Origin of the sequence: Pseudomonas sp. Irchel s3a12 (assembly GCF_900187485.1) — a bacterium.
Lineage (GTDB): Bacteria > Pseudomonadota > Gammaproteobacteria > Pseudomonadales > Pseudomonadaceae > Aquipseudomonas > Aquipseudomonas neuropathica.
Genome location: NZ_FYDN01000001.1, coordinates 666,695 through 680,861 on the forward strand (window position 1 = coordinate 666,695; position 14,167 = coordinate 680,861).

The following is a 14,167-nucleotide window of genomic DNA, read 5'->3' on the forward strand; positions in this document are numbered from 1 at the left end:
AAAGCAGATATGCAATATACTCTTAGTTATCTATCTAACCGAGACTTGTCATGTCAAAACTTGCCGAATTCCGCCAGCTGGAAAAACACCTAGCCGAACAGCTCCAAGCGCTCGAAGCCCTCAAAGGCGACGCTGGCCTCAAGAAAGAAATTGAATTCGAAACGAAGCTGCGCGATTTGCTCGCAAAATACGGCTATAGCCTCAAGGACGTGATCAACCTGCTCGATCCTCAAGCAGTCCGTCGCGCTCCAGTAGCCGAGTCCAAAGTGGGCAGTCGCAAGCCTCGCCAGTTGAAGGTTTATAAAAACCCTCACACAGGCGAAGTCGTCGAAACTAAAGGCGGCAACCATAAGACGTTGAAAGATTGGAAAGCAGAGCACGGCGCTGCGACCGTCGAGTCTTGGCTCAAAAAGTAATCTTAGATCTAACAATAAAGGGGCCTCTAATGGCCCTTTTTTTAATTCAGCCTTTGCTGCGCCGGCAGCGCTCCGAGCAGTAGCGAACTTCATACCAGCAGCGCGCCCACTTTTTTCTCCATGTGAAGGGAAGACCGCAGGTCACGCAAGTTTTGACTGGCAGAGCACCTTTTTTCAGAATGACTCACCTTCATCTATGCCCTGGCCTTACCGGCGCGCGCGACGTTGCCTTGTGGCATCAAGATTACCTCTTAATTAGAACCGTGATCTCACATAAACCGTAAATTTTATCTACCGCCAGCCTGGCTCTCGGGCGCAATCACCGATACTGGATAGATCGCTGTGAAGGCGCCGGCTTCGACGCTCAGCGCTCTGCAGTCAACCCCATACACCTGCGCCAGATTTTCTGGGGTTAATGTGGTTCTCGTTGGGCCGCAGCAATGCACGATGCCCTGATCAAGCATGAGCGTGTCGTCCGCGTAGCGACTGGCCAGATTCATGTCATGAAAGATCGCCAGCGTGACGATGTTGTGCTTGCGTGTGTACTCGCTGACGGCATCAAGAATCTGTAATTGATTGGCCAAATCCAAAGCCGAGGTGGGTTCATCCAGCAGCAGTAGTTGCGGACTGCGAATTAGCGCTAGGGCAAGGTAAATCATCTGTCGTTCGCCACCGGAAAGTTGACCAGGCTGTTTCTCGGCGAAACGTTGCAATCCAAGCAGCTCAAGCAGTTCGGTTGCCTTGTATCGCGCCTCTGCGCTGGTTTTCCAGCTGCGTGCACTGCCTTGCTGAGCGAGCAGCAAGAGCTCATAGGTCGACAGTCGTACGTCGAGATGCGCGAGATCTTGCGCGACGTAGCCAATCATCCTCGCGCGGGTGGCAGGAGACATCCCCAGTAATGCCGTGCCGTTGATGCTGGCAAAACCGAAAGCAGGCACGAGTCCGCACAATCCTTTCATGAAGGTCGACTTCCCCGCACCGTTGGCACCCAGCAAAGCCATTGTGTTGCCGGCGTCAACGTTCACGTTCAATCCCTTGAGAATAGGCTTGCCGCGCAAAGTCACCCGGTAGTTGGTGGTAGTGAAACTCATCGGGACGTCAGCCTCCGGTCGCGCAGGATAAGAATGATAAAGAATGGCAGACCAATTAGTGAGGTGACCATGCCGATGGGTAACACGGCACCGGGGACGATCAATTTGCTGGCCAGAGAGGCCAGGGTCACGAAGATGATTCCGCAAGCAATGGTCACGCCGATGGTGAAGCGCTGGTCTTCGCCCACTAGCAGCCTTGCAACGTGCGGCGCGACGAGGCCCACAAAGCCGATCACACCCACCACCGAAGTGACAGCGCCCGCCAACAGCGCCGCCAATACCAACATCGTCGTGCGCAGTCGGCGCACCGGAATGCCGAACACCACGGCCTGTTCGCCAAAGCTGCGCAACGCCGTCAACGCCCAGGCTTGGAGCAGCACGACCGGAATTGCGATGGTTGCGATCACGGCACACAACGTGACTTTGTTCCAGGTGGCATGCAGCAGCGAGCCCATCAGCCAGAACACGATGCTTTGCAATTGATCGGTGCTCGCCACGTATTGAGCCATCCCCAACAGTGAGCTGAAGACAAAGTGCATCGCGATTCCCAGCAACGTGATGGCCTGAAGGCCCACATGTCCGCGTGTCAGCAGCAGGATGATTCCAACTGTCGTTAACGAGAATAGGAACGCGTTGGCGGTGACTATCAGGTCGGCGCTCAATCCTGGCAACGCATGGCTAAAAGATAGGTTGAAGGCGAGTGCCAGTGACGCACCGAAACCTGCGGCTGACGAGATACCTAGCGTAAAAGGCTCTGCGAGCGGGTTGTCGAGGACGGACTGCATAATCAATCCCGAGAGCGACAAGCAGGTGCCGGCTAGTACCGCCATCAGTGTCATCGGCATCCGCAGCTCCCAAAGGATTACCCGGGTGCTGGAATCGACACTGTCGGGACGTAGCAACCCGGTTATAGCTTCGCCCAGTGTGAGCGTCCCGGAGCCGACGATCAGGTCAGCAATGAATGCTGCAAGTGCCAACACCAACAAGAGGGTCAGTAACGCGCTACGTCGCCAAATGGTATGAGCGTAGTGGGCCTGGGGGGAGGGCGGGACGAGAGGGCCGGATATCGCCATGGCCGCTGGTAACTCAGTCATTGGCGGGCGCATGCGAGTAGAGGACGGCGGGCACGGCTTCCAATCCGGTAAGGCTGAAAAGCGTGGCGAGGCTTTCGGCTGTATCTAGGTGCTGTCCGCTGTCGGGATAGAACGCTTGATTGAGGTATTCGAGCGCGAGAATGTTCCAGGAGCTTGCGTAAAACTGGTGATAGATTCCGTACACCCGAGCGTTCTGGCTGGCTTTCAATTGGGCGAATCCAGGACGCTCCTGCAGCAGGCTCAATGAGCGATCTATCATCGGCTGCTGCACACTATCACCAAAACCAAATGGCGGTGCGACAGAGGTCGAACCTGGGAACTGTGAGCCAGTCATCACATAGACGTCGGGCTTTTTGCTGAGCACCGTTTCCAGTGTCACGTCACCGGTTGCACCGAGCAGTAAGCTAGACCCTAAGTTCTGCCCTCCGGCGGCTTGCACGAGTTTCCCCCAGTACACGTCACCATGAGTGAAACAGCATGCAGACGCACCGCCTTGGCCGGCTTTTGCCTCGACGAACACCAAGGGTTTTTGCGTGTGTTGCTTGATGTTCTGATCGATCTTGGCGAGATGATTCTGATAGAAATCAAGGTATGCCTTCGCTTCTGCTTCGCGATTGAGCACTTTGCCTAACAGAGCTACGGTTTTCTGGCTGTTGACCACGGGATCAATGTCGCTGTCGACAAACACCACGGGGATTTTGAGTGCCGCGAGCTTTTGCGCGACACCAGCACTCTCCAAGGAGGCGCGGGCGCGGGTCTGGAAAACCAGCAGGTCAGGATGTGCCGAAACTATCGCTTCCAGATTGAGATCGCCTTCATCGCCGAACTTCATGTCCGTCGCACGATTCGCCGATTCCGGCCACTGCTGCTCGAACACTTTCCAGGTGTTCGGATCGGCACGCTTGACGATGTTGTTCCAAGCGACGATGCGCTTAAAAGGATCCTGGCGGTCGAGCAGGGCCAAGGTGAATAGGTCACGGCCATCCTGAAGGACGATTCGCTTAGGCTCTTGCGCAATCTCTACTTGGCGATTGGCAACATCGGTCACCGTTACGGGATAGGTCGTCGCATTTGCCATCGACTGACCTGCAACTAGCAAACAGATACTCGCGATGAGATTTTTCAAATGTTGCATAGGAGTTTCCATAGCCGCTGAGTAGACGCGTTGATCGAGACCGTCCTACCTGAATCGAATCAAAAAACGCGGGCCTAGGCTATGGGAATAAATCTCATTCGTCCTTTAAAGAAAATTTCATGCTCCTAATGTTGCAATTACAAAAGGAGGCATGGCGAGGACGGATTGTTGGGAATATTGATACGAGTTTTTACGGTTTCTTTACGGTAGATTTTGTTGCTCACCACGATACTGGCCCCGATTTTTTAGATCGTCCATGTGCCTTGCTCTGCAGTTGGCCCTGGAAAAACGTATTGCCCAAGGATGGCATGCAGTTACTCCCCGCTAATTGAGAGGGCGTCACCTTGAGTGAGACCGCAACCGTTACACACACAGACTCCCTATCCAAAACATCCGGGGTGGGCTTGCTTGTCGCCGCTGTAGGTGTGGTTTACGGAGACATTGGCACTAGCCCCCTCTACACCTTGAAAGAGGTCTTTTCCGGGCACTACGGTGTTCAAGTGAATCACGATGGCGTACTTGGCATCCTGTCATTGATCTTTTGGTCATTGATCTGGGTAGTCTCGATCAAATACGTATTGTTCATTTTACGTGCCGACAATCAGGGCGAAGGCGGCATCATGGCGTTGACTGCCTTAGCCCGCCGTGCGTCAGCACCTTATCCGCACATGAGCAAGATACTGGTTCTGCTCGGTCTGTTCGGTGCGGCACTTTTTTACGGGGACAGCATGATCACCCCGGCTATTTCGGTGCTCTCGGCGGTAGAGGGGCTGCAGTTAGCATTTGATGGTATCGAGCGCTGGGTCGTGCCTATATCAGTGGTCGTGCTCGTCGCCCTGTTCTTGATACAGAAACATGGCACAGCTCGAATCGGCATCCTATTTGGCCCTGTCATGGTGCTGTGGTTTGTGGTGCTGGGCGCCCTCGGTATCCACGGCATTTTGCAGCGCCCCGAAGTGCTGCAAGCGCTAAACCCTGTTTGGGCAGTACAGTTTTTTGTTGCTCATCCAGGCATGGGTGTAGCCATTTTGGGCGCCGTCGTGTTGGCATTGACCGGTGCTGAAGCACTGTATGCCGACATGGGACATTTTGGCCGCAAGCCGATTTCTCGTGCATGGTTCATGTTGGTGTTGCCGGGGCTGGTACTCAATTATTTTGGCCAAGGCGCGTTGATCCTGGAAAACCCAGAGGCAGTGCGCAACCCGTTCTATTTACTAGCGCCGAGCTGGGCACTGCTGCCTATGGTCGCGCTCTCCACACTGGCGACCATCATCGCTTCTCAAGCCGTAATCTCCGGTGCTTTCTCCCTGACGCGCCAGGCCATCCAACTAGGGTACGTCCCTCGTATGTTTATCCAGCACACCTCCAGCCAAGAGCAGGGGCAGATCTACATCGGGACGGTCAACTGGGCGTTAATGGTCGGTGTAGTGTTGCTGGTGATTGGCTTCGAGTCGTCCAGTGCTTTGGCTGCTGCCTACGGGGTCGCTGTGACGGGCACAATGCTGATCACGACCATCTTGTCCTCGGCTGTAGTGCTTCTCCTCTGGAAAACACCGCGTTGGCTGGCCATTCCGTTGCTGCTGGGCTTTCTGCTAGTAGACGGTCTGTATTTCGCGGCCAACGCGCCGAAGATTTTTCAAGGCGGTGCGTTCCCCGTGATCGCAGGCATTGGTCTGTTTATCTTGATGACCACCTGGAAGCGGGGGCGGAAGATCATCGTTGAGCGCTTGGACGAGACCGCACTTCCTCTGCCGTTGTTCATCAGCAGCATACGTTCGCAGCCACCGCATCGGGTTCAAGGTACTGCAGTGTTTCTAACGGCCAAGGCTGATGCTGTCCCCCATGCGCTCTTGCACAACCTCTTGCATAACCAGGTTCTGCACGAGCAGGTGGTTTTGCTAACGGTGGTCTCTGAAGACAGCCCGCGTGTGACTGCTGATCGGCGGTTTGAGGTCGAGGCGTACGGCGAGGGGTTTTTCCGAGTTAGCCTGCACTTTGGGTTCATCGAGGAGCCTGACGTACCCGCAGCGTTGAGTCTCTGTCACTTGAATGAGCTGGATTTCAGTCCGATGCGTACCACCTACTTCCTTAGCCGCGAAACAGTTATTCCGACCAAGCGTATCGGGATGGCTCGTTGGCGAGAAAGCCTGTTCGCCTTTCTACTCAAGAACGCCAACAGCAACCTTAAATACTTCAATTTGCCGCTGAATCGAGTGATCGAATTGGGCACGCAGGTTGAGATGTAGAGGTAAGCAAGGTTGCTCTAGTTTGATTGTTTAGCGACTGTCTGGCGGCGCTCACTTTTTCCAGTGGGCGCCGTTGAAGCGTTTGAATTCAGCTAACCACGCGACCACATCGCCTCAGTGGGATGGCCAATTTTACTCCGCCAGATCCTTCTTCAAGTGATCAAGCAGTGATGCCAGCTTCAGCTCAGCATCTGCCAGCGCCTGTTCTGACGCGGCCTCCCAATAGGGGGCGATTTCGAGCAAGTCCGGTTCAGCCTCAGCTCGCAGGCACCACTGATGGTGATCGTGCCATGAGCCAAGTGATGTTTGTACCGACTTCAATTGATCTCTGGATTTTGCCTTGAGTGGTGACAGTGTCGGAAACGCATCGGATAGGTATCTCGCGTTTTTCACGATGATCCGTAACTCGTGTCGATCAAAGTCTTTATCGCGAAGTCCAGCAACCAATTGAGTGATTCTTTTCTTCAGTGCTTTCTCAATCTGTCTTTTGACATCAACCAGTTCGCCTGCTCTCTCTGCTGTCCTGAATAGCTCCGGCCATTGATCCAATTCGGCGAATAATTTGTCGAGCACCGTGCTGGCGGCGATCTCTCGGTACTGTTCTATCCGGGCTGCACTTCGGCTCTCCGCCTGGTGCGAATAGCCCCTTTTTTGCAGCTCGCCGATGATGACCTCCAGATCCCTGGTGAGTGTAGTCGCTCTGCCGACTTCGGCTGCAGATTGATTCAACGCGGCTACCTCCGGCATGTTGCGCAGAGGGCGCAAGAGACTGCGTATTTTCCGTACCGCAATCCTCAAATCATGCAGCGCTTCGCTGTCGCTGTTGGCTTTTATCCTGGCGCGCGAGTGATAAAGGGAGACTTCCAAGGAAATAATCTGGGCAACAAAATTGTCGACAAAAGACATCATCGACCTCGCATAAAAGGATGTTGGCAAAGCGTAGCAGAGCTATGGGTCGTTGCTGCCATTGCCTACGAGGGCTGCAATATAAAATTCATCAAGTTGTTGCTGTGGGTTCGCGGGAAATCGATAAACTGAAGTCTTTTGCCGCAGGAAGGGCATCGATGCGTCGTGTTGTTTTCAATCAAAAGGGAGGTGTTGGCAAGTCGAGCATCGTGTGCAACCTGGCTGCTGCAAGCGCAATGGAAGGCTATCGAACGCTCGTTGTTGATCTGGATGCCCAGGCCAATTCCACTTACTATCTGACGGGCCTGTTCGGTGATGATATCCCGGTGGGTATCGCAGACTTTTTCAAGCAAACATTGTCTTCAGGGCCTGCCCCCAAAAAAAGCCGTGCTCGGATCGTAGAGACACCCTACGACAATCTTCACCTCATCACGGCCAGCGGCGAGCTCGCGGATTTGCAGCCAAAGCTGGAAGCGAAATTCAAGATAAACAAGCTGCGGCGGCTGTTGGACGACATTTCCCAGGATTACGACCGGATATACATCGACACGCCTCCTGCGATGAATTTTTATTCGTTCAGTGCGCTCATCGCTGCTGATGCGGTTCTGATTCCATTTGATTGCGATACATTCGCTCGCCAAGCTTTGTACCAGGTACTGGCACAAGTGGCCGAACTACAAGCTGACCATAACGAATCGTTAGTGGTGGAGGGAATTGTCATCAACCACTATCTGACCACGACGGGTTTCCACCGTAATTTGGTCGAAGAACTCATCAAGGAAGGATTGCCGATTCTTCCTGTCTATCTCGGCAATTCGATCAAGATGCGTGAGTCTCATGAACGGTGCCAGCCTCTGATTCACCTCGATAGAAATCACAAGCTCACACGCCAGTTTGTTGACCTCCTGCATGTGCTGGAGGACGCAGGCTAAATCGGCGCGAGCAATGAAAGATTTGGAAATAGTACATCGCCACCGACTAGAGGTCGGATGATAAAAACGCTGCTTTACTAAGCGATGTCGTTTTCTCAGATCACCGTTGGATCGGGAGGGGGAAAGAAATGGCTGACAAAATCCGGGTGCTGTTTGTCTGCGCCAAAAACGACGTCCGTTCGCTTTTGGCGGAGGCCCTGCTTAGCCACACTGACTCATCAAACTTCGAAGCATTCAGTGCCGGCCTGGAGCTCGGCGAGGTCGATCCGCGAACCGTGGAGTCCCTTGATCACATTGGCATTGAGACCATTGGCTTGCGTAGCAAATCGATCAATGAATTTGATGGGCAAGAGTTTCATTACGTGATCACTCTGTGTGATAAGTCTTCCGAAGAGAGCTCACGTATGCCGTCCTCCGGTGAGGTCATCGTGTGGAATTTTGAAGACCCAACGACCAGTGAAAGGCATGAACCTTTTCGCCATGCGCTGCAAGAGATTCATGACCGCATCAAAATGTTCGTAACCGTGAAAACAAGATAGTGACTTGAGGCATCGGCCAATTCAGTACCATCAATGGTCGGTACAAAAGCTAAAAACTAATCAGGTTGTACATCCACGCCACTGCGAACAGGCTCCAAAAGCACGACGTGAGGAGAGTAGTTCGGATCAATAGGATGCCCAACGCTCATTGAAAGTCTTCTAAGTCTCGAAGTAGTGATAACCGGGTCAGCCTTGTTGAAGCGTTGATTGGGGCGACCATATGTCGATTTGTGGCTATACCGACCATCTCAGCTAGCTATTCAACTCCACTGCAAGCATTGCGCGCTCTTTACTCAATGGCTGAAGAACTCCCGGTGATCCTCTCGTATGAAGATAGAGAAAGTATCCGTCGTTTTGATTATGAATTATCCGGTACACCTCACCAGGCGAGAGCCTACTAGGAAAGACAGTTCTGTCTAAGAGCAGCTCGAAGTGAGAGATGTGTAGGGATCGCAATGCAGTCATAAACGCTTCCTGCTCCTGGCGATGCCACCGCCGCAACATTAGGTGGCGAAGGAAGAAAACGAGACAAGTGACTACAGCCAAGCCTATAGCAACCAATGATCTAATATCAGGTTCCATGTAGCAGCTCCCTTTGCGTCATGCAGACCATCCCGAGCTCAAGCGTCATGCTGACGTCACTGCGAGCTTAGCCAAACCTCCATTTTCTGCAGCCTGCCTATTTCGAGAAAAAAATCGGTTTCCCTAAATCTGGTTACCAGTCAGCCACTTCAAAACTGCAGTGGCCGGCCTCTCTCAGTGCCCACCTTAAAATCAGATCCGCTGATGCTCGATATTGATCTGCCATGAAGAGGTTTCGAGCCTCCAAACCAAACCAAACATGCTTACTCGAAGCATTATTGCGGCAAAAAAAAGCCCGCCATGGGGAGTGCGGGCTGTGAATCGTAAAAGGAGCTGACTTCACCGTACGCCGATGGACGTGAAAAAAATGTAAGAGGTATTCATAGAGACTTCTTGAGGCGTGCCAAACCTTGCTTGATGTGGCCAGCGTTTTCACCAATTGCGTAAAGCGCTCCTCGGACATTGTCTCCGACGTCTGCGTGCCCCTGAGCTTCAGCGTGCAACGTCAATTCCATTAATGCCGCTTCTAGAGCGAGCTGATTCTGATACATCCTTTCCAGCACGTCGGACAACGAGTATTCGCCTGCCATTTTCCTTCTCCTTTCCTTGGAATCTTCTGAGAAAACCTGTTCTGAAACGACCTAGGGTATCAAGCGCATTTCGCGTAGTTTGTCGAACACGTCGAAAAATGCTTGATCACTCGCCTGGTAGGCGGTGAAGCCCATGGCACGGCTTTTCGACATATCCGTGACAACTTCGATTGGTCGACCAAGGTCTGCATCGGTGTGCCATGGGGACACCAAGCGACCAATATCCGGTTCTTTCAAACCGTGTTCCGCAACCAGGTTCGTCCATACGGCTTGGTCGTCAGTCACCTGCTGCTCAAGGGGTGAAAGTGAAGCGGGATAATCGGCAGCAGGCAAGTCGAAATACTCGGCAATTCGGCTCCACATCCATTTCCAACGAAACACATCGCCATTGGTGACGTTGAATGCTTGGTTGGCTGCAGCCGGCGTGGTGGCCGCCCACAGTTGTTGTCTCGCCAACTGACGGGCATCCGTCATATCGGTAAGGCTGTCCCACTGCACTCTTGATCCGGGAAACACAAAAGGGCGATTGGTTTGTTTGCAAATCGAGGCATAGACGGCGAGGGTGGTTGCCATGTTCATCGCGTTGCCTACGGCAACCCCGGTGACGGTATGCGGGCGATGAACGCTCCACGTGAAGCCGTCCTTTTCAGCAGAGGCGAAGAGCTCGTCCTCTTGGGCGTAATAGAAATTCTCGACATCCAGGCGACCCTGCTCTTCGCGGAAGGGTGTTTGCGGAAGGCTGCCTTTTCCATACGCTTCGAACGGGCCGAGGTAGTGTTTCAGGCCAGTGACCAGCGCTACGTGCTCGACGCTCTTGGCTGGGCGAATGGCGGTGAGCACATTGCGAACCATGGCGGCATTAACACGAATGTTCTCGGCTTCTGTGGCTTGCCGTGACCACGTGGTAATGAACACATGAGTGGGTTTCAAATCCGCCAGCGCATGTTCCAGCGAAGCGGGATCCTGAAGGTCTGCCGCGACAGGTATTACGCCGTGCACTTGTGACGGATGCCTCGACAGCGCGGCGACCTGCCACTTGTTGTCGATGAGTAACTGAGTGATGGCGCTGCCGACGATGCCGCTGGCGCCCACGACCAAAGCTGTCTGGGTCATACGTTTCTCCTAGATTTAGGTTTGGGAGTTCCTATAAGCAACGGAGGTTCAACCTAAACCGGATGCGTATGAGCGTCTTTTGTATGCGATGCATATTATTCGGATGAAATAACCGTTCGCTATTGCCCACCTTAGAGTTCTGGCTGACCAAGTGATCTTTGTTTGGCTATAAAAGGCGGCGTAATAGGCTCCATTCATTGAGCCATGAGGCTGTCTCACGTGTAGGACACGCCTAAACCCCGCAATGCGGCCCTTGAGTTTCACATCAAATTTACGATTGATGTGCCGTCACCGCCGAGTAGCTGTTCATCTTGTGGTAGCTGGGAATCTGCTGCGATACCAAGTTCCCCTGGCCTTCAATGTCGTTGCGCGAGTCGCGGTGCAGCTCACAAGCTACCGAGAACCAGTTCATCATTTGTGCGCTGGCCTGAGTCATGCGGCTCCACGCGGCTTGCTGCACGGTGGTATCGAAGGTGGCGGACGCATCAGTCACCACGAACACATCAAAACCTCCCTCCAGTGCCGACAGGGTCGGGAACGCCATACACATATCCGTTACGACACCGGCGATGATTATCTGCTTGCACCCGGTGGCCTTGATCACCTTGACGAAGTCTTCGCTGTCCCAAGCATTGATCGTGTCCAAGCGCAGCGTGGCATAGCTTCGCTCTACCGGATTGAAACCATAGGCACTCAGAAGAGCCTCAAATCGTGTGCTTATTTCAGCTTGCCCGCAAGCTGGCACATAGATTGCCAATGTCGCCTGACCCACAACCTCAGTGCCAATCTCGCCTTTAAATGGTGTCGGATGCATGGGCAGAAAAACCTGCCACTGAAAACTGTCTCTGTTCCGCTCAAGGTTTAGGAGTCGACAATTGAGACCCAACCTCTCCCAGCCACGACTCGAATCGAAGTGCTTCATTCAAAAGGCGCAGTCGTGGTGACCTGGGCAGCAGAAGTGCACCGACAGGTTCTCCTTTCCTGCGAGAATCAACTCCGCGATGATTGCGATGGGATCTGGTGCAGTTGCCGAAGTACTTTATCTGGAGTGGGGACGTAGCCTGAGTAGGTGACTTGCCGGAAGGCTATCGAACCGGCAAGTTACCCGAATTCGAGGAATACCAGCCTATCGCTATCCAACTTAGTCAGCGGTCAAGAGGCTTCTTGCGATGGAAATCAGGCGCCATGCTCAGGAGCACTCCATCTCGATCAATCCAGTGATGCTTCAAGGCCATCGCCACATGGCCCAAGACAAGCACAGCGGAACTCCAAGCAAAAATGACATGCACCCATTTTGCTAAGTCGTAAGCGTCCGGCTGAGGCGCTACCAGCGCCGGCAATTTAAACAGCCCCAACACCATGATCGGCTTGTCAGCGACCGAACTCCACACCCATCCTGAAATTGGCAGCGCTATCAGTGCAAGCGCATACAGGATGAAATGACCAGCATGCGCCAGGCGCCTCATGGGAGGAGAAATGTTCTCCGGCATGGCAGGCGGTTGATGAGTAGCTCGCCATGCCACCCTGATCACTAGGAGGAACAGAAGGGCACTGGCAAACGCCTTGTGCCAAAAAGTCAGCCCATGGGAAGGATTCAGCTCTTCTCGGAAGTACACTGCCAAGGCACCTACGATCCACACTCCAATCCAAATGCTGCCCATCGACCAGTGCAACAGTTTTGCGGTACTTGTGTAGGAAGGGCTACGTCTAGACATGTTTGCCGTCCATTAAGAAATGATCTTAAGGATGTCATAAGTTTTCGCGCGCAAAAAATATAGCTTGGTTTACTGTTAGTAGACTCCAAGTCTACACCTATATACATCGCCCCTCCCTTGAAGATAGACCAAGGAAAAGCGACTCGCGCACGGTGCATCATCTTGTAGCGCAGAACTTGGCCCTTCTCTGACACGCACGCCTCAAGCTTTTGAATGTCTGTCCAAAGTCGGATCGTAGTCAAAAGCTCTAAGCCTATTGGTGATTTTTATTCTACTCAGAGTAAACCAGGCAATTATGGAACCGCTATATCGGATTAATCTCGGATTAGAGGTATTCGATAGGAGGTATTGCGATGATAAGGGTTAGAAATTTAGGCATGGCTTTGGCAACAGTATTTTTGTTGTCAGGCTGCTTCGGGGATACTGAAACGCACCAAGCAAATGAGGGAAAGCCTGATACGGGAGCATCAGTGCATATGAAGCAGGAAAAGCGGTGAGTCAGACGCTACGATGAGCTTCATATCCAACGAGTGACGATCTCGAAACTTGAGAGGCAGCGCTTTTAGCGCTACCTCTCAAGCCTTTCTAGCGCTGCCAGCTAGGAGGCATCAACATTTAAGCGGTCTGGAGTGAGGCGGATTCGCTGTGCTTACGATCAAGCGCGCCAGACGCCAGCGCGAGCAAAAGCGCAATCACCGAGAGCAGAGCGCCTGCCCAGTTGGGGGATGCCAGGCCAAGACCAGCAGCAATTACGAGGCCACCGATCCAAGCGCCAATAGCGTTGCCGAGATTGAACAGGCCGATGTTTACCGCAGATGCCAGCGTTGGAGCTCCTGCCACTCGCGCCTTGTCCATTACAAGTTTCTGGATAGGGGAGACGGTCGCGAAGCCGAATCCAGCCATGAGCAGGATACAGGCCACCGACATGATCTGGCTGTGCGCGGTCACGCTGAAGATCAGCAAGACGATTGCCTGGCCACCCAGCGTCAGATAAAGCAGCGGCATCAGAGCCCTGTCAGCGTAACGGCCACCCAGGATATTGCCGAGGAACAGGCCGAGACCGAAGACGACCATTAGCCATGTCACGCTAGCAGGATTGAATCTGGCGATGTCGACCATCATCGGCGCGATATAGGTAATCGAGGTGAAGAAGGCCGCTGGGCCGAAGACAGTGATACCCATCGCTAGCAACACACGGGTGTTCGCAAACGCTGCGAATTCTTTCCTGATTTGAGGGCGCTCGTGGTTCGGGATCTTGGGTACCAACATCATGACGCCAACGAACCCCAGCACACCCACCGCAGTAATTGCGTAGAAAGTGTCACGCCAGCTCATTACTTGGCTTAGCCACGTACCTACCGGGACGCCTAACAGGTTGGCTACAGTCAGGCCTGAAAACATGAAGGAGATGGCCTGAACACGCTTGTTTGGCGCAACTAGGTCGGCGGCGAGGATTGCACCAATGCCGAAGAATGCGCCGTGCGTCAAAGAGGTCACAAGGCGACCCAGCAGAGCGATATTGAAATCACTTGCGGTTGCTGTGACGAAGTTGCCAATGATAAACAGGCTCATCAAAAGCATGAGCATGCCTTTGCGAGGAATTCGGGTGCCCAAGATGATCAAGAGCGGCGCGCCGACAAACACGCCCAAGGCGTATACGGTGGCCAAGTTACCGGCTTGGGTGATGGAAATATTGAAGTCTGCGGCCACTTGGGGCAGAAGCCCTGCAATGACGAATTCAGTCGTTCCGATGCCGAATGCACTGAGGGCCAGCGCCCATAAAGCTAAAGGCATGGTTTTCATCCTTT

Annotated in this window: 13 protein-coding genes and 1 pseudogene; 4 read left to right on the top strand and 10 right to left on the bottom strand. The window is 53.3% G+C overall.

The window, feature by feature from the left end; translation table 11 throughout:
- Positions 1-50 precede the first annotated feature (50 nt).
- On the top strand, positions 51-416 hold the full coding sequence (locus CKW14_RS03110) for a histone-like nucleoid-structuring protein, MvaT/MvaU family (RefSeq protein ID WP_095048494.1): 366 nt from the start codon (positions 51-53) through the stop codon (positions 414-416).
- A gap of 46 nt (positions 417-462) precedes the next feature.
- Here CKW14_RS03110 and CKW14_RS03115 read toward each other — a convergent pair whose 3' ends face one another.
- The 4 genes from CKW14_RS03115 to CKW14_RS03130 all read right to left on the bottom strand — a co-directional run bounded on the left by CKW14_RS03115 (position 463) and on the right by CKW14_RS03130 (position 3,736).
- Entirely contained in the window at positions 463-594 is a 132-nt protein-coding gene (locus CKW14_RS03115) for a DUF2256 domain-containing protein (RefSeq protein ID WP_095048493.1), read from the bottom strand.
- 109 nt (positions 595-703) lie between these two features.
- Positions 704-1,507: an ABC transporter ATP-binding protein gene (locus CKW14_RS03120; protein ID WP_095124628.1), complete on the bottom strand. Its 804-nt coding sequence runs from the start codon at positions 1,505-1,507 to the stop codon at positions 704-706.
- Positions 1,504-2,613 (bottom strand): iron ABC transporter permease, encoded by a 1,110-nt coding sequence (locus CKW14_RS03125; RefSeq protein WP_095124629.1) that lies wholly within the window; start codon positions 2,611-2,613, stop codon positions 1,504-1,506. Before CKW14_RS03125 ends, CKW14_RS03120 begins: the two co-directional genes overlap by 4 nt.
- Positions 2,594-3,736 (bottom strand): ABC transporter substrate-binding protein, encoded by a 1,143-nt coding sequence (locus CKW14_RS03130; RefSeq protein ID WP_256587175.1) that lies wholly within the window; start codon positions 3,734-3,736, stop codon positions 2,594-2,596. Before CKW14_RS03130 ends, CKW14_RS03125 begins: the two co-directional genes overlap by 20 nt.
- A gap of 344 nt (positions 3,737-4,080) precedes the next feature.
- Between CKW14_RS03130 and CKW14_RS03135 the strand changes: the two genes are divergently transcribed.
- Entirely contained in the window at positions 4,081-5,982 is a 1,902-nt protein-coding gene (locus tag CKW14_RS03135) for a potassium transporter Kup (RefSeq protein ID WP_095124631.1), read from the top strand.
- Between the two features lie 132 nt (positions 5,983-6,114).
- On the opposite strand, the gene CKW14_RS03140 is transcribed toward CKW14_RS03135, so the two are convergent.
- Positions 6,115-6,888, bottom strand: a complete 774-nt coding sequence (locus tag CKW14_RS03140) for a CHAD domain-containing protein (RefSeq protein ID WP_176471244.1) — start codon at positions 6,886-6,888, stop codon at positions 6,115-6,117.
- Positions 6,889-7,046: 158 nt separating this feature from the next.
- Between CKW14_RS03140 and CKW14_RS03145 the strand changes: the two genes are divergently transcribed.
- Together CKW14_RS03145 and CKW14_RS03150 are read left to right on the top strand one after the other, a co-directional pair.
- Positions 7,047-7,820 (top strand): ParA family protein, encoded by a 774-nt coding sequence (locus CKW14_RS03145; protein WP_095124633.1) that lies wholly within the window; start codon positions 7,047-7,049, stop codon positions 7,818-7,820.
- A 128-nt stretch (positions 7,821-7,948) separates the two neighbouring features.
- Positions 7,949-8,359, top strand: a complete 411-nt coding sequence (locus tag CKW14_RS03150; protein WP_095124634.1) for an arsenate reductase ArsC — start codon at positions 7,949-7,951, stop codon at positions 8,357-8,359.
- 962 nt (positions 8,360-9,321) lie between these two features.
- Here the strand turns inward: CKW14_RS03150 and CKW14_RS03160 are convergent.
- From CKW14_RS03160 to CKW14_RS03180, 5 genes and pseudogenes are all read right to left on the bottom strand, one after another.
- Positions 9,322-9,531 carry a hypothetical protein gene (locus CKW14_RS03160; RefSeq protein ID WP_095048484.1) on the bottom strand — a complete coding sequence of 70 codons (210 nt, stop codon included), beginning with the start codon at positions 9,529-9,531 and terminating at the stop codon, positions 9,322-9,324.
- A 51-nt stretch (positions 9,532-9,582) separates the two neighbouring features.
- A complete protein-coding gene (locus CKW14_RS03165; protein ID WP_095124636.1) occupies positions 9,583-10,644 on the bottom strand; it encodes an SDR family oxidoreductase in 1,062 nt (353 codons plus the stop codon).
- Positions 10,645-10,915: 271 nt separating this feature from the next.
- A pseudogene (locus CKW14_RS03170) lies at positions 10,916-11,281 on the bottom strand (isochorismatase family protein); the annotation flags it as partial.
- Positions 11,282-11,789: 508 nt separating this feature from the next.
- Positions 11,790-12,359, bottom strand: a complete 570-nt coding sequence (locus tag CKW14_RS03175; protein ID WP_095124637.1) for a cytochrome b — start codon at positions 12,357-12,359, stop codon at positions 11,790-11,792.
- Positions 12,360-12,974: 615 nt separating this feature from the next.
- Complete coding sequence (locus CKW14_RS03180; protein WP_095124638.1) at positions 12,975-14,153, bottom strand: MFS transporter; 1,179 nt, start codon at positions 14,151-14,153, stop codon at positions 12,975-12,977.
- Positions 14,154-14,167 lie beyond the last annotated feature (14 nt).